This is a genomic window from Nonomuraea sp. NPDC049158, from assembly GCF_040648335.1.
Classification (GTDB): Bacteria; Actinomycetota; Actinomycetes; order Streptosporangiales; family Streptosporangiaceae; genus Nonomuraea.
Window position 1 is genome coordinate 173,508 of record NZ_JBEZDM010000003.1, and the last position, 14,437, is coordinate 187,944.

At 71.0% G+C, this 14,437-nt stretch carries 12 protein-coding genes; 5 read left to right on the forward strand and 7 right to left on the reverse strand.

The window, feature by feature from the left end; translation table 11 throughout:
* Positions 1 to 84 precede the first annotated feature (84 nt).
* Both dnaG and rpoD read left to right on the forward strand, forming a co-directional pair.
* A complete protein-coding gene (gene dnaG / locus AB0B61_RS08530) occupies positions 85 to 1,926 on the forward strand; it encodes a DNA primase (protein ID WP_358429656.1) in 1,842 nt (613 codons plus the stop codon).
* Between the two features lie 515 nt (positions 1,927 to 2,441).
* A complete protein-coding gene (gene rpoD / locus AB0B61_RS08535; protein WP_214638280.1) occupies positions 2,442 to 3,545 on the forward strand; it encodes an RNA polymerase sigma factor RpoD in 1,104 nt (367 codons plus the stop codon).
* A 74-nt stretch (positions 3,546 to 3,619) separates the two neighbouring features.
* Here the strand turns inward: rpoD and AB0B61_RS08540 are convergent, their stop codons facing one another.
* From AB0B61_RS08540 to AB0B61_RS08570, 7 genes are all read right to left on the reverse strand, one after another.
* A complete protein-coding gene (locus AB0B61_RS08540; RefSeq protein WP_358429658.1) occupies positions 3,620 to 4,429 on the reverse strand; it encodes a transporter substrate-binding domain-containing protein in 810 nt (269 codons plus the stop codon).
* Positions 4,426 to 5,808, reverse strand: coding sequence for a hypothetical protein (locus AB0B61_RS08545; RefSeq protein WP_358429660.1), 1,383 nt, complete (start codon positions 5,806 to 5,808; stop codon positions 4,426 to 4,428). The genes AB0B61_RS08540 and AB0B61_RS08545 overlap by 4 nt, the downstream gene beginning before the upstream one ends.
* A 103-nt stretch (positions 5,809 to 5,911) precedes the next feature.
* Positions 5,912 to 6,565, reverse strand: coding sequence for an FHA domain-containing protein (locus AB0B61_RS08550; protein WP_358429662.1), 654 nt, complete (start codon positions 6,563 to 6,565; stop codon positions 5,912 to 5,914).
* Positions 6,565 to 7,857: a VWA domain-containing protein gene (locus AB0B61_RS08555; RefSeq protein ID WP_358429663.1), complete on the reverse strand. Its 1,293-nt coding sequence runs from the start codon at positions 7,855 to 7,857 to the stop codon at positions 6,565 to 6,567. Before AB0B61_RS08555 ends, AB0B61_RS08550 begins: the two co-directional genes overlap by 1 nt.
* Complete coding sequence (locus AB0B61_RS08560; RefSeq protein ID WP_358429665.1) at positions 7,850 to 8,896, reverse strand: protein phosphatase 2C domain-containing protein; 1,047 nt, start codon at positions 8,894 to 8,896, stop codon at positions 7,850 to 7,852. Before AB0B61_RS08560 ends, AB0B61_RS08555 begins: the two co-directional genes overlap by 8 nt.
* Positions 8,896 to 11,058, reverse strand: coding sequence for a tetratricopeptide repeat protein (locus AB0B61_RS08565; RefSeq protein WP_358429667.1), 2,163 nt, complete (start codon positions 11,056 to 11,058; stop codon positions 8,896 to 8,898). Before AB0B61_RS08565 ends, AB0B61_RS08560 begins: the two co-directional genes overlap by 1 nt.
* Positions 11,055 to 12,242, reverse strand: coding sequence for a hypothetical protein (locus AB0B61_RS08570; protein ID WP_358429669.1), 1,188 nt, complete (start codon positions 12,240 to 12,242; stop codon positions 11,055 to 11,057). Before AB0B61_RS08570 ends, AB0B61_RS08565 begins: the two co-directional genes overlap by 4 nt.
* Before the next feature lie 178 nt (positions 12,243 to 12,420).
* On the opposite strand from AB0B61_RS08570, the gene AB0B61_RS08575 reads away from it, so the two are divergent.
* From AB0B61_RS08575 to AB0B61_RS08585, 3 genes are all read left to right on the forward strand, one after another.
* Positions 12,421 to 12,576 (forward strand): hypothetical protein, encoded by a 156-nt coding sequence (locus AB0B61_RS08575; protein ID WP_357641611.1) that lies wholly within the window; start codon positions 12,421 to 12,423, stop codon positions 12,574 to 12,576.
* A 62-nt stretch (positions 12,577 to 12,638) separates the two neighbouring features.
* On the forward strand, positions 12,639 to 13,913 hold the full coding sequence (locus AB0B61_RS08580) for a hypothetical protein (protein WP_358429671.1): 1,275 nt from the start codon (positions 12,639 to 12,641) through the stop codon (positions 13,911 to 13,913).
* Positions 13,910 to 14,383, forward strand: a complete 474-nt coding sequence (locus AB0B61_RS08585; protein WP_358429673.1) for a hypothetical protein — start codon at positions 13,910 to 13,912, stop codon at positions 14,381 to 14,383. The genes AB0B61_RS08580 and AB0B61_RS08585 overlap by 4 nt, the downstream gene beginning before the upstream one ends.
* Positions 14,384 to 14,437 lie beyond the last annotated feature (54 nt).

Below are 14,437 nucleotides of genomic sequence, written 5' to 3' on the forward strand. Positions count from 1 at the left end.
CCGCCAGGTCACCGTCACCTCACGGAGGGCAGTCATGAGCCCGGGTGGGGCCGGTTGTCGTAGCTCAGGAATAGACTCACCGGCGTGGCTGGCAGGATCCGTGACGTCGATATCGCGCTCGTTCGTGAGCGATCGCCCATCGCCGATGTGATCGGCGAGCACATCCAGTTGCGCAACGCGGGGGGCGGCAACCTCAAGGGGTTGTGCCCGTTCCACGACGAGAAGAGCCCGTCCTTCAACGTCACGCCCGAGCGCGGCATGTATTTCTGCTTCGGGTGCACCGAGGGCGGCGACGTCATCACGTTCGTCGAGAAGATCGAGCACCTGACGTTCGGTGAGGCGGTCGAGCGGCTGGCCCAGCGGGCCGGGATCCAGCTTCAATACGACCAGGGCGGCTACGTGCCGCGGCGCGACCACGGCGAGCGGGCCCGGCTGATCGAGGCGCACAAGGCCGCCGCCGAGTTCTACGCCGACAAGCTGCTCGGCCCGGACGCCGCGCCCGGCCGGCGCTTCCTGTCGGAGCGCGGGTTCGAGCGGGCCGACGCCGAGCTGTTCGGCGTGGGTTACGCGCCCAATGAGTGGGAAGGGCTGACGCGGCATCTCCTGGGGCGCGGCTTCACCGCCGACGAGATCGTCAAGGGCGGGCTGGCCAAGGAGGGCCGGCGCGGGCCGATGGACCGCTTCCGCGGGCGGCTGATCTGGCCGATCCGCGACGCGACGGGCGACGTGATCGGGTTCGGGGCCCGCAAGCTGCTCGACTCCGACGAGGGGCCGAAATACCTCAACACCCCCGACTCCCCGCTCTACAAGAAGAGCCAGGTGCTCTACGGCATCGACCTGGCCAAACGGGAGATCTCCAAGCGGTCCCAGGCGGTCATCGTCGAGGGCTACACCGACGTCATGTCCTGCTACCTGGCGGGGGTGCCGACGGCGGTCGCCACCTGCGGCACGTCGTTCGGCGAGGAGCACATCAAGATCCTGCGGCGCTTCCTGCTCGACCAGGCGGAGTTCCGCGGTGAGGTGATCTTCACCTTCGACGGCGACGCGGCCGGGCAGAAGGCGGCGCTCCGGGCGTTCGCCGACGAGCAGAAGTTCGTCACCCAGACCTACGTGGCCGTGCAGCCCGACGGGCTCGACCCGTGCGACCTGCGCGTCAAGCAGGGCGACGCGGCCGTGCGCGATCTGATCGCCAGCCGCGAGCCGCTGTTCCAGTTCGCCATCCGCAGCACGATCTCCCGCTACGACCTGCGCAGCAACGAGGGCAAGATCGCCGCGCTCGACGCGGCGGCGCCGATCGTGGCCGGGATCAAGGACGTCGGCCTGCGCAAGCGCTACGCGATCGACCTCGACCGCTGGCTCGGCTTCATGGACGAGCGGTTCGTCATGCAGCGCATCGCCGAGGTCGGCGGCGCCCAGCAGGGGCGCCCGCGACGGGCGTCGAAGGCCGCGCCCGTCGATCCCAACGTGCGGGTCGAGGGCGAGCTGCTCAAACTGGCCATCCAGCGGCCCGCGCTGCTCGGTCCCCGCTTCGACGCGCTCGACCCGCGGGCGTTCACCGCGCCCGACCACGTGCTGGTGCACCAGGTGATCAGCGCGGCGGGCGGCGCCGCGTCGGCGGGCCACGGCGGCCGGGAGTGGGTCGACCGGCTGCTGGAGCAGTGCCACGACGACGTGACGCGGGCGCTGGTGACCCGGTTCGCGGTCGAGGCGATCCGGGCCGACTCCCACACCGAGGAGCGCTACGGGGCGGCCATGCTGGCGGCGATCGAGGCCATCGCGGTCGACCGGGCGATCGCTCAGGTCAAGTCGCGCATCCAGCGGCTCAACCCGGTGGAGGAGCAGCAGGACTACAACCGGCTGTTCGGCGAGCTGGTGGCGCTGGAGCAGCAGCGCAGAGTGCTCCGGGACCGGGCCGCGGGCAGCTGAGGGGTTGGGGGACGCTCTTACGGGCAGCCGTGGCGACCACCTGAGGGGTTGGGGGACGCTCTCGCGGGCAGCCGTGGCGACCACTTGAGGGTTTCGGCGGACCTGTGCGCATCCGCTTTGACGTAGCCCACCGATGGATGACGGGCCGCGAATGGCCCCTGTAACGGCTCGTTCGAGAGTTGCCGAGCACAAGATGTCGGGAACTTGTTGAATCCAGATGGCGGTGGCGAAATCCTTCACCGGCCGGGCGAGGCAGCGGTGTCAGAAGGCATTCGGGCAGGCTACGCCTGGTGTCCGGCGACAACCCCGCCCCGGACACTCCTTACTCGACCGCGTAATGGACTTTACTTTCCTGATCAAACTCCTGCTAAACCTTTAAGCGATCTCAATTTGGTAAGGGCCACGGCCTTACCTTCGGTTACAAAAATGGGTCTGCCATTTTACGGAACCAATACTGCAGACTGTGTCCCGTGGGTGCATCGGTACTGCCAAGTGGACCGCCATCCGTAGATCAAGTGGCGGACCTCGTCGCGAAGGGAAGGGAGCGCGGAAGCGTAACCGTCGATGACGTCGCAGCCGCGCTTGACCGCTCAGAGTTGCCGTCCGACGCGTTGGAACGCGTCGTGCGGATGCTCGCGGAGAACGGCGTGGAGGTTCTCGAACCCCAGGGAGAGGAAGAGACCACCCGCGCCGACGAGGAAGACGTAGGCAAGCGGGCGCCGACCAGCGATCTAGTCCGTATCTACCTGCGGGAGATCGGCCGGGTGCCGCTGCTGACAGCCGAAGAGGAGGTGGAGCTCGCCAAGTCGATCGAAGCCGGTCTGTTCGCCGAGGACAAGCTGGCCAGCGGGGTCTCGCGTCTGGCCTTTCCCGAGTTCAGGGAGCTGGTCTGGCAGGGCACTCGGGCGAAACAGCGCCTCATCGAGGCGAATCTCAGGCTCGTCGTCTCGATCGCCAAACGTTATGTGGGCCGTGGAATGCTCTTCCTCGATCTCATCCAGGAAGGCAATCTCGGGCTCATCCGCGCGGTGGAGAAGTTCGACTACACCAAGGGATACAAGTTCTCCACTTATGCCACCTGGTGGATCCGGCAGGCGATCACCCGTGCGATAGCCGACCAGGCGCGCACCATTCGCATACCGGTACACATGGTGGAGACGATCAACAAGCTCGTCAGAGTACAGCGGCAGCTTCACCAGGACCTCGGCCGTGAGCCCGCGCCCGAGGAGATCGCCAAGGAGATGGATCTCCCGGTCGATCGTGTGGTGGAGATCCAGCGCATCGCCCAGGAGCCGGTGTCACTGCAGTCGCCGATCGGGGAGGAAGACTCCGACCTCGGCGACTTCATCGAGGACGCCGACGCGGTCGTGCCCATGGAGGCCGCGGCCTTCATCATGCTGCAGGACCAGCTCGACGACATCCTGGCGACGCTGTCGGACCGCGAGCAGCGCATCATCCAGCTCCGCTTCGGCCTGGCCGACGGGCATCCGCGCACGCTGGAGGAGGTGGGCAGGGAATTCGGCGTCACCAGGGAGCGCATCCGGCAGATCGAGTCGAAGACGCTGGCCAAGCTCCGCCACCCGACCAGGGCGCAGATGCTGCGTGACTATCTGGATTGACTCTCGCGATCGACTCGCGGCGAAGAACGGCGGGCCCGGGGTTCTCCCCGGGCCCGCCGTTCGTCTACAGGGTTTCAGGAACAGCCCTCGAACTGCGGGACCGCGATGGTGCTGAGGTTCAGGCCGGCCTTGCCGAACCATTTGTGCAGCAGTTTCGAGGCCGTCCCGTCCTGGTACATGGTGGTGATCGCCCGGTTGACCGCCTCGCACCCCGCGACGTCGCCCTTGTGCATGCCGACCCCGGTCCGCTGCTCGTTGAACTGGGCGTTGACCAGACGCAGCCCGCTGCCGTCCTCGCTGGCCAGGCCGGCCAGGATGACGTCGTTGGTGGTGATCGCGTCCAACCGGCGGTCCTTGAGCGCCGTCAGGCAGGCCGCGTAGTCGTCCACCGGGACCACCTCGGCGGCCACCTTGCGCTCCTCCAGGACCCGCTGCGTCGCGTTCGAGCCCTTCACCTGGCAGATCTTGCGGCCCTTGAGGTCACGGACGTTCTTGATCGACGGTTCGTCCGGCCGTACCAGGATGTCCTGGTACGAGATGTGGTACGGCCCGGCGAACAGGACCTTCGCCTTGCGGTCCTGGCTGATCGTGTACGTCGCCAGCACGAGGTCGGCCCTGCCGTTGAGCAGGACCTTCTCCCGGTCGGACGCCAGCACCGGGATGAAGGTGAAGTCCTTGCCGAGCTTCTGGGCGATGTAGCGGGCCACGTCCACGTCGAAGCCCTCGAAGCTGCCGTCGGACTTGCGCACGCCGACCGACGGCAGGTCGGGACGGACCCCGATGACGATCGTGTCCTTGGACAGGATCGACTCCGCGCCGCCCATGCCGCACGCCCCGGCCAGCAGCGCGGTCAGGACCAGCACCGCCGGTAGCAGCCGTTTCATCGGTACTCCTTGAGCCGTGGCCACACCCCGGCGATGACCAGCAGCCCGAGGCCGCCGATCGCGAACGGGAGCAGCCGCCACAGGTTGTCCAGCGCGCTCTCGCCGGCGTCCGTGGCCCGCTTGAACACCGCCTCATGCTGCTCGGCGAGCTTCAGCAGCGCCTGGTCGTAGGCGTCGAAGGACTCGCGCACCGTCCCCAGCCTGGCCGACACGGCCTGACTCGCCTGCCCGCTGGCCGCCAGCGCGCGGAGCCTGGCGTCGGCGTCCTGGAAGCGCGTGTACGCCTCGAGCGCCCGCTCGCCGTCGTCCCCGCCGAGCTCGGTGCCCAGCAGACCGAGGAAGTTCTTGGCGCCCTGCGCCACCTTGGCCTGGTAGGTGTCCAGGTTCCCGGCCTCCAGGTAGATCACCGACTGGGACTTGTCGAGGAAGGTGTGCTCGTAGGTGTCGGCCCGGCCCTTGTCGAGCAGGAACCGGCTCTGGTCGCCGTGCAGGCTGTTGCTGATCGCGCGGGCCCTGGCCAGCGTGAGTACCGAGTCGAAGCCGTAGGCCTTGGCGGTGCGCAGCTCCCGCATGTCCCGGCCGAGCACGTTCACCCCGGCGAGCAGTGCCACGATGGTCACGACGGTCGCGACCAGCAGCGCCGGCCCGAACACCCGGCGGAAGCGCCGCGCCAGGAAGACCTGCAGCCAGATCAGGCAGCCGAGGGCCAGCAGCCCGGCCACGATCACCGCGAACCGTAGGATCGGCACCATGACGCTCTGCTCGTCATAGGTGCTCCGCACGATCGTGCCGCTCTCCAGCGTCAGGTTGTACGCCTGGGGCAGCAGGACCAGCCGCATCAGGTCGGTGGCCTGCCGGTACACCTCGACCACCTTCTGCGGCGGCGGCCCGGCCGCGTGACCGGACTGGGTGTCGAGCAGCAGCGCCTGCCCGGCCAGCCGCTCGTAACGGCCGAGGCTGTCGAGCACGGACTGGACGGTCTGCCGCTCGGCGGGGTTGTCGCCGGACAGCTCGAACGCCTTCAGCAGCGCCTGGTTGGCCTCGGAGCGCCGCCGCTCGTACTGGGCGATGGCGGCCTGGCGCTGCGGGGCGTACTCCTTGCCCATCAGCAGCGCGTCGGCGACCTGCGCGTCCATGTCGCTCAGCCCGAGATACAGGCCGGCGGTGGCGACGACCTGGGGGCCCGCGTCGCGGCCGATCACCGTCAGCCCGTCGCGCGCGCTCACGCTCCCGGCCGCCAGCGCGGCGAAGAGCAGCGCCAGGGAGGCCACGGTGATGCCGGAGATGACCCGGATCCTCCCCGGCACACTCCGGCGCGCCGGAGCCCCCGGCCCGGCCGGCCCGACCTGGCCGGGCGGCCTGGCCTGGACGATGGTCATGCTGCCCCCTCGCGGGTCGTGACGGCGTTCATGACGGCCCTCCCACAGGTCATGACGGAGGTCACGACGGTCCCCTCGCCGGTCATGACGGCCCTCGCGCCGGTCATGGCGTGCCTTCGCGGATCGTGATGACGGTCCACGCGCCGACGTGGATGCGGTCGCCCGCGCCCACCCGGACCGGCACGTTGACCGCGACCGGCCTGCCGTTGACCTGGGTGCCGTTGGAGGAGCCCGGGTCGACGAGCGTCCACGAGCCGTCGTGCGCGGCGAGCAGCACGGCGTGCAGATGGGACACGCCGGGGTCCTCGGGCGGCCCGGTCAGGTCGATCTCCGGCCGCAGGTCGCGGCCCCGGCTGCGGCGGCCGATGCGTATCTGCTCGCCGGACAGCGCGAAGGACCGTTCGGGGCAGTACGGCGGGAAGGCGACGGCGTCGGCATCCGGGCCGCCCTCGGCGATCACCTTCTCGTAGTAGGCGCGGTCGGCGGCGGTGACCGCCTCCCAGCGCGCTCCGGACACCGGCGGCGCCATGGTGGGCGCGGCGCCGGAGTAGTCATGGCCGCACACCTCGCAGAACTGCCCGGCACGCGGCGTCTGGCAGACAGGACAGCTCTCCACCGCGGCGCCGGCTCCGACACCGGCGGGCGCGGCGGGTGCGGCCGACGACGTGACCGGTGGCGGGGAGGCGGCCAGCTGGAGGCCGCAGACATCGCAGTATTCGTCGTCGCCCGACGTGTGGCCCTGGGGGCAGGTCGCCATCAGCTGCCCTCCCCGTTCTTGCGCAGCTTGCTGGTACGCACCGAGCCGGTGTCGAGCTCGATCGCGTCGGCCTTGTCGACGTTCTTGCGCAGCCGGGCGGTGCCGGAGGCCGGATCCACCTCGACGACCTTGTCGAGCAGCCGGGCCGTGTCCTCGCGTCCCGAGTCGGCGGCGAGCTGTTTGGCCTTGGCCAGGCGGGCCGTCGCCTTCTCGACGTCGCCGGCCGCGCGGGCGCTCAGCCCGTCCTGGATCAGCTCGTGCAGCTCGGCCTGGCCGGTGTAGTGGGCGACCTTGCCGTTGATCCGGGTGGACTGGGCCAGGTCGTCGGTCCACTGGGCGAGCACGTTGCCGCTGGCGAAGACCTCCTGGGTGTCGGGACGGAGCAGTTTCACCCAGCCCGCGCGGATCTCGCTGCCGATCTGGCCGGGCGGCACCTCGACGCACAGGTGGTACTCGCGGTCCTCGGTGCCCCACGAGCCGGTCGGGTAGTCGCCGGTCAGCGGGTTGACGTCGGTGCGCTTGCCGGTCAGGTCGAGCAGCGTGGGGGAGACCTGCTTGACCCACTTGAGCGTCGCCGTCTGCGGCACCCACACCCGCATCACCAGCTCGGCCACGGTCTTGCTCATCGAGGTCTGGGTGAGGTTGCGGAAGAAGTCGGCCAGGTCACCCTGGTTACGGACGAAGTCAAAGGTACCCAGCAGCGCCTCGGCGACCTTGCGCAGCTCGGCGGGCACCCAGTCGTCGCCGACGCCGAGGCTGTCGCAGACGAACGCGCCCTCGCAGCGGGCCAGCGCGTCGGCGAACACGTTGGCGCGCTCGTTGTTCTGGCCGTCGGTCATCAGGATGGCGTGCTTGATCGCGTTCGGGTGGGCCGACAGCAGCTGGGCCGCCAGCTGCAGCCACTGGCCGATCGAGGTGCCGCCGCCGGCCCCCAGCTTGCCGATGGCCCGCTGCGCCTCGGCCCGGGTGGCCGCGCTGGCCCTGACCAGCTGGGGGCCGTTCGGGTAGACGACACGGGCCCGGTCGGTCCCGGAGATGACCGCGAAGTGCACGCCGTCGCGCAGGGTCTGCACGGCCGTCGCGGCGGCGGCCCGGGCCTCCCTGATCTTGCCGCCGCTCATCGACCCGGACGTGTCGATGATGATCACTTCCGCGGCCTCGGCCGGGGTGGCGGACTGGGTGGTCACCGTGCCGGTGGAGTTGATCGTGAGGATGGCGTGCACCTCGCGCCCGTCGATCGGGAGGTACTTGTTCTGGTCGATGTGCAGGGTGAAAGTGGGCTGGTCACCCATGTGCGTCTCCTAGAGGGATCAGAACGATGGTCACGTTGTCTTGCCCGCCGGAGTCGAGCGCGTGTCGCAGCATCGCGCGGGCCATGTCCAGAGGGCTGCCGGTGGAAGGGAAGGTGTAGCCGTCGAGGTAGCGCCACAGGCCGTCGCTGCACACGAGCAGCAGGCCCGGGGTCTCCGGCTCCAGTACGCGGACGTGCGGGCGCACGTCGCCGTAGTCGGCGCCGAGCCAGGCGGTGATCTCACCCGTCGGCGCGGCGTCGTCCTCGGTCAACTGGGTACCGACGACCTGACCGGTCGCGGCGGACCGGATGGCGGCCGCCGGAAGTACCCCGACCGGCCGGGTGTCGACGCGCGCCTCGGCCTCGACCGGCCGGGTATCGGTGGGAAGGCCGGTGTCGGCCTGCCGGGTGTCGGTGGGAGGGTCGGTCGCGACCGGTTGGGTGTCGGCGGACGGGTTGGTCCTGGTGGGCCGGGCGCCGGTGGACAGCCAGTACGCGCGGGAGTCACCCGCCCAGGCGAGCGTGATCCGGCCGCCTTCGACGACCGCCGAGACATAGGTGCACGCGGGGGCGTCGTCCATCGAGGTGGCCAGCTTGCCCACGGCGCGGCTGGCCAGGCCGAACGCCTCCTCGGTGGAGACGCCCCTGGCCAGGGCGGCGCAGGCCGTCTCCACCGCGGCCGCCGACGCCTCGTCCGCGCGCGGCGAGCTGCCCACGCCGTCGCAGACGACGACCACGGTCTGGGTGGCCGTGGACAGCAGCGCCATGGCGTCCTCGTTGCGGCTGCGGCGCAGGCCCTTGTCGGTCACGCCGGCCGTACCGCTGTCGAGTTCGAGCTCCGCGTGGTCGCGGCTGGTGGGCTGGCGCACGCCGCACCGCTCGCAGTAGCCCTCCGCGTCCACGGCGGGGGCGCCGCAGGACGTACAGGCGGGTGCTCCGAGTGGATGTCCGCACGCCTCGCAGAAGGAGTCGCCGGCGAGCACGGGTGCCTCGCAGACCGGGCACCGGACGTCGGCCTTCGGGGCGGCGGTGTCGTCCATCACACCCACGTCCGGGGGCGGACGGCGTTGGCCTGGTCGACGAGGGCCTGGCGCTCCTGGCGGGAGCCCGCGGCCACGGCCAGGCGGCGGAAGATGCCTTCCAGCCGCTTGCGTACGCCGGGCTCGGTGAACTCGGCGCCCGCCAGCTTCACGCCGCCCGGTGGTTTGCCGGCGTCGAGCCAGGTCAGCGCACTCTCCAGGAGCTCGGCGGTGAGCAGTTCGCGGCGGCGCGGGTCGAGGTCGGTGAGGTCGTCGAGGCGGTCGGCCGCGGCCGAGAGCTCGTTCGGCTTCCCTGGATCGGCCGCCCCGGTCGCTCTGGCCACCGCGGCCACGACCGCGAGCTGCGCGGCCACCCGGTGGCTCGAGGTGGTCGGCACCTCGTCGAGCACCGCGATCCGGCCCGCCCTGGCCAGCCCGAACGCGGCGCTCACGTAGGAGTGGTCGGTCCGCCACACGCTCTCGTACCAGCGGACCGGGTCGCCGTTCATGCACTCCAGCGCGAACGCCAGGCCCAGCTTGGGCGCGCATTCGCCGGGAAGCATCGAGAAGCACTCGTCGAAGATCTGCGCCGCCCGGTCGGCCTGCCCCGAGGCCAGCAGGTGGACCGCCCGGTACCAGGTCACCCGCCAGTCGCCGGGCAGCTCCCGCCCCGCCTCGTCCAGAGCGTGGAGCGCCTGGTCCGAGCCCTGTTCGGCGAGCAGCCGGGCCTTGGTCAGCAGCGTCTCGGGCGTCCGCGCCATCCCTTCGACCTGGCTGACCAGCACGCCGGGATCGCGGCCCACCAGGCCGGCCAGCGCGCCCGCCGCCGGGTCGGCGGGGTCGGCCAGCGGCACCGGCAGCGCGGCCGCCGCCTCGAGCGGATCGAGCCCGGCGAACACCCGCCCGCGGTCGGCGGCCAGCGCCGCCCCCGCCGCGAGCCGCTCGGGCCCGAACATCGCGGACTGCGCCGGGTACGGGACCCCCTCCGCCAGCGCGCTGATCTCGCGCAGCACGCCGACGAGCTGTTCCTCCATCTCCTCCGCGCTCTGGAACCTGGCGGCGGGATCCGGCGCGGTCGCCCGGCGCAGCAGCCGCGCGAACGACTCGTTGCCGCAGTCCGCCGGCAACGGGTTCTCCACGCCGCCCTTGGCCGGGCTGAACGACGGGATGGTCAGCACCGCCAGCGTCCTGGCCACCGTGTACAGGTCGGAGGCGACGGACGAGGGCTGGGTCTCCAGCTCGGGCGCGTGGTAGCCGACCGTGGCCCAGGACGTGCCCGGCGGCGAGCCGACGCGCTGGACCGCGCCCAGGTCGATGAGCTTGAGCCGCTTGCCGACCCTGATCACGTTGGCCGGCTTGAGGTCGCAGTAGACCAGGTCGTGCTCGTGCAGGTAGCTGAACGCGCGCAGGATCTCCCGCCCGTACATGAGCGTCTCGCGCAGCGGCAGCGGGCCCTGGCGGCGCAGCTCGTGCAGCGACTGGCCGCCGACGTACTCCATGACGATGTAGCCGAGGCCGGCGGAGCGCTGGAAGTTGATGATCTTGACGATGTTCGGGTGGTCGACCGTGGTGAGGAACTTCCGCTCGGCCTCAGCCGCCGCCAGCGCCTCGGCGTCGGCGGTGTTCAGCAGGCCCTTGAGCACCACCCAGCGGCCGTCGAGGTTCTCGTCGGCGGCCAGGTAGATCCAGCCGAGGCCGCCGTGCGCCAGGCAGCCCAGCACCCGGTACTGGCTGGCCACCAGGTCGTCCTTGGCCAGCTTGGGAGTGAAGGAGAAGGAGGTACGGCAGTGCGGGCAGAACCCGTCGGGCAGCCCGGCGCGCCCCTGCCGGGAGCGGCCGACCGGCTCGCCGCACGCCGGGTTGGCGCAGAACCGCTTCTCCTCGGGCACCATGGGATTGGCCATGATCGCGGTGGCCGGGTCCCGGTAGGGCACCGACGGCAGGTCGGCGAGCTCGCCCAGCACGCCCGCCCGCGACCGGCCACTGCTCAGCGGGCTGGTCATCGACCTGCTCACCGGCCGGGTGTCAGGGGAGACCGAGGGACTCGACGCCGTCCCCGTCCCCGTCCCCGTCCCTGTCGCCGGGGCCGAGGCGGGCGCGGCGGCCGTGGCCGCGTGCCCGCACAGGTCGCAGTAGCCATCTTCGATCGTGCCCGTACAGCCTGGCTGGGCGCATCGGGTCATCGGCCACCTCCGTGGATCGCACGCTGATACAGGTCGACGGCTTGTGCCGCCTTCGTCAGATCGCAGGGAGCGCTCCACAGCAGCAGCCGCGCCCGCTCGTACAGCTCAGTGATGGCCGGATCCTCCGCCAGGCCCTTGCGCACCGTCATCGCCTGGCACGCGCCGAGCAGCCCGCGTAGCTCGTCACGCCTGCCGAGCAGCCCCAGCAGTGCCTTCGCCGTGGCCTGTGCCTGCTGGGCGGCCTGCTGGGCGCCCAGCTCCAGGGCCGTCAGCCGCCCGGCCCGGTCGAGCCAGGTGCCGGGTGCGGCGTCGAGCGCGTCCAGCTCGCCGGCCAGCGCCTCCACCTTGCTGCGCGGCTGTGCCTGGGGCGGCAGGGCTATCTTCACCACGACCGTGCCGTGGGCCACCCTGGCCTCGCTCTCGGCCGCGCGTACCCGGTCCAGCGCGGCCACCAGCTCCTCGCGCCGCCTGCCGTACTCCTGGCTTACTCGCAGCGCGCGTTCCAGGTCCGCGCGGGTGCTCGCCAGGAGGCGGGTGACGCGCTCCAGCTCGTGCTCCGGCGGCGCCGAGCCGAGCGGGTCTTCGACCACGGCGGCCCGCATCCGCCGCAGATCGGTCTCCGTCCGGGTCAGGTCAAGGCTCTCGCCGAGCTGCCGCTGCAGGTCGCCGACCGCGCGCAGTTCGGCGTCGGCGGCGTCGAGGCGGGGCAACGCCGCGGACCAGATCGTGTCGATCTCCGTCAGTACGTCCGTGGCCTGCTGGAAGGCCGCGTCCATCCGGGCGACGGTCTCGTCCAGGGTGAGCCGCTCGTCCGCCTGGGGGAGGAGGGATCGTTCCTCGACGGGCTTGGCGGCGGCCTTCAGCACCACCGAGCGGCCCGACAGCAGCTCCGTCAGCGTGGCGAGCTGCTCCGCGCCGAGGCGGCCACGGGGGCCCTTGACCTGCTCGGCCGCGCGTAACACCCCCCGGTAGGTGTCGTACAGCGCCCACAGCGCGGCGAGCGCGCCCTGCGCGGCGGCCCAGCGCGTCTGGGTCGGGCCGCTCAACGAGGCGCCCTTGAGTAACTGGTAGGTGGTGTGGGCTTCGAGATCGAGCAGGTCGCCGGAGATGCGGTCGCGCTCGTCGGCTCGGGCACGCAGCGCGTACTCCGCGCCCTCCCTGCTCATGGGTGGTCCGAGACTCATCACGCTCCCCGTGATAAGGGCCCCCGAGCCCCGTTGTCTACCGGCTTAACGGCAAAACCGACCGGTTGGTTCCGGGAGTCTGCCGGTTGGCTCCGAGAGTAGGGGAGACCCTGACTTGTCCCTGATTCAACCCTGCCTTACCTGCAATCCGCTTAAACGATCTCGTAACGTCAGAGGCATGGGACGCATACTTCTCGCAATCCTGGCGATCATCGCCGTGTTCATCCTCATCGGCCCCCTCGTGGGCTTCTTCTTCACGCTGCTCAAGTGGGGACTCATCATCGGAGCCGTGGCCTTCGGCGTCATGCTCGTCTCCAAGTGGGCCCGGACGTAACTTCCTTCCCGACAGCTCCCTCCGCGATAGCTTCCTGCGGCGTAGCGGCGCATAGTGGGTTGATGGAGGCGCGGCCCGCGGTCGACGACGCCGCGCTCGGGCGCGAGGCACTGTCCGTGCTCGAGGCGAACTGGACGGGAACCGCCACCGTTCCCGCTCCAGGTCTCTACCCGCACCAGTGGAGCTGGGACTCGGCGTTCGTGGTGATCGGCCTGGCCAGGCACCGGCCTGACCGGGCTCGTGCCGAGCTGCTCAGCCTGCTGGCCGGGCAGTGGGCGACCGGCATGGTGCCGCACATCGTCTTCCACACCCCCGAGGCGTACTTCCCGGGCCCTTCGGTCTGGCGCTCGCAGGACCACGACGCCGCGCCGCGCGTGCTCACCTCGGGTCTCACCTCGCCGCCACTGCACGCCCTGGCCCTGTGGTGGCTCTACCGGCACACCGGCGACGCCGACTTCGTCAGGCGCGCGTTTCCGGCGCTGGCCGCCCAGCACGCCTACCTGGCCGCCGCGCGCGACCTCGGCGGCTCGGGGCTCGCCGCGATCGTGCACCCCTGGGAGTCGGGGATGGACGACAGCCCGGCCTGGGACCAGCCGCTCGCCGCGCTGCCCGAGATCAGGTACGGCTACCGCACCGTCGAACTCGACGAGCGCCACCCCGCCAGCGACCACGACCGCTACGTCTGGCTGGCGCTGCGTTACCGCAACGCCGGCTACCGCGCCGAATACCTGCGCGACGAGCACCCGTTCGCCATCGAGGACCCGATGTTCAACGGGATCTGGCTCGCCTCCTGCCAGGCCATGGCCGAGCTGGCGCCGCTGGCCCGCGCCGACCCGGTGCCCCACGCCGAACAGGCCCAGCGCATCAGGCAGGCGCTCCTCGACCGCCTGTGGGACGGCTGCTTCTACGCCCGCGACCTGCGGACCGACCGGTTGATCCGGGCCTGCACGGTCGGCGGCTTCGGCCCGCTGCTCGACCCCGAGCTGCCCAGCGACCGCGTCCACGCGGCCATCGAGGTGCTCGAATCGGCCAGGTTCATGGGCGCCACGGGCTATCCGGTGCCCAGCTGCGAGATCCGCGCCGCCCAGTTCGACCGCACCCGCTACTGGCGCGGCCCGTCCTGGGTGAACACCAACTGGCTGCTGCGCCGGGCGGCCGACGTACACGCGCTCGGCTCGCTCGGCCAGCAGCTCGCCAACGGCACGCTCCGCCTGGTCAGGCAGGCGGGGTTCCGCGAGTGCTTCGACCCGTTCGACGGCAGCGGCCGGGGGTGCCGGGACTTCTCCTGGAGTGCCGCGCTCACCCTCGACCTGCTCGCCGATAGCGTGAAGGAATGAGTTTCCTTCGCCGCCTGCCCGCCGACGTCCGCAAGGCCCTGGTCACCGAGCCGGGGGAGCGGGTGCTGACCTTCGCCGCCACCGGCGACGGGCACGTGGTGGCCACCAATCTGGCGCTGCACCTGCCCGGCGGGCTCCGCGTGCCGTACGAGACGATCGACCGGGCCGCCTGGGACGAGGAGGGACTGAACATCCTCACCATGTCCGGCGATCGGCACCGCGTGGAGCTGCCGGAGCCGCGGCTGCTGCCCGAGACGGTCCGGGAGCGGGTCAACGCCACCATCGTGGTGAACAAGCACGTGGACCTGCCCGGCCGTGGCGGGGTCCGGCTGGTGGCCAGGCGCCCGCCCGGTGGTGAGGTGCTGGGGTGGACCCTCGTCTTCGACGACGGCCTCGACCCGAACGACCCGGGCGTACGCGCACAGGCCGAACAGGCCCTTGAGGGCGTACGGCGCAGCATGGGGGTCTGAGGCGCCTGAGGATGTGTGGGCCACGGGCATGAGCGGTGAGCCTGGGGACGCGAG

Bases quoted from the DNA above. Each gene is read 5' to 3' on its own strand.
- AB0B61_RS08570 (WP_358429669.1), bottom strand. From the start codon at position 12,242: ATGAGTCTCGGACCACCCATGAGCAGGGAGGGCGCGGAGTACGCGCTG.
- AB0B61_RS08580 (WP_358429671.1), top strand. From the start codon at position 12,639: ATGGAGGCGCGGCCCGCGGTCGACGACGCCGCGCTCGGGCGCGAGGCA.
- AB0B61_RS08565 (WP_358429667.1), bottom strand. From the start codon at position 11,058: ATGACCCGATGCGCCCAGCCAGGCTGTACGGGCACGATCGAAGATGGC.
- AB0B61_RS08550 (WP_358429662.1), bottom strand. From the start codon at position 6,565: ATGGCGACCTGCCCCCAGGGCCACACGTCGGGCGACGACGAATACTGC.
- AB0B61_RS08575 (WP_357641611.1), top strand. From the start codon at position 12,421: ATGGGACGCATACTTCTCGCAATCCTGGCGATCATCGCCGTGTTCATC.
- AB0B61_RS08560 (WP_358429665.1), bottom strand. From the start codon at position 8,896: ATGGACGACACCGCCGCCCCGAAGGCCGACGTCCGGTGCCCGGTCTGC.
- AB0B61_RS08545 (WP_358429660.1), bottom strand. From the start codon at position 5,808: ATGACCATCGTCCAGGCCAGGCCGCCCGGCCAGGTCGGGCCGGCCGGG.
- AB0B61_RS08585 (WP_358429673.1), top strand. From the start codon at position 13,910: ATGAGTTTCCTTCGCCGCCTGCCCGCCGACGTCCGCAAGGCCCTGGTC.
- AB0B61_RS08540 (WP_358429658.1), bottom strand. From the start codon at position 4,429: ATGAAACGGCTGCTACCGGCGGTGCTGGTCCTGACCGCGCTGCTGGCC.
- AB0B61_RS08555 (WP_358429663.1), bottom strand. From the start codon at position 7,857: ATGGGTGACCAGCCCACTTTCACCCTGCACATCGACCAGAACAAGTAC.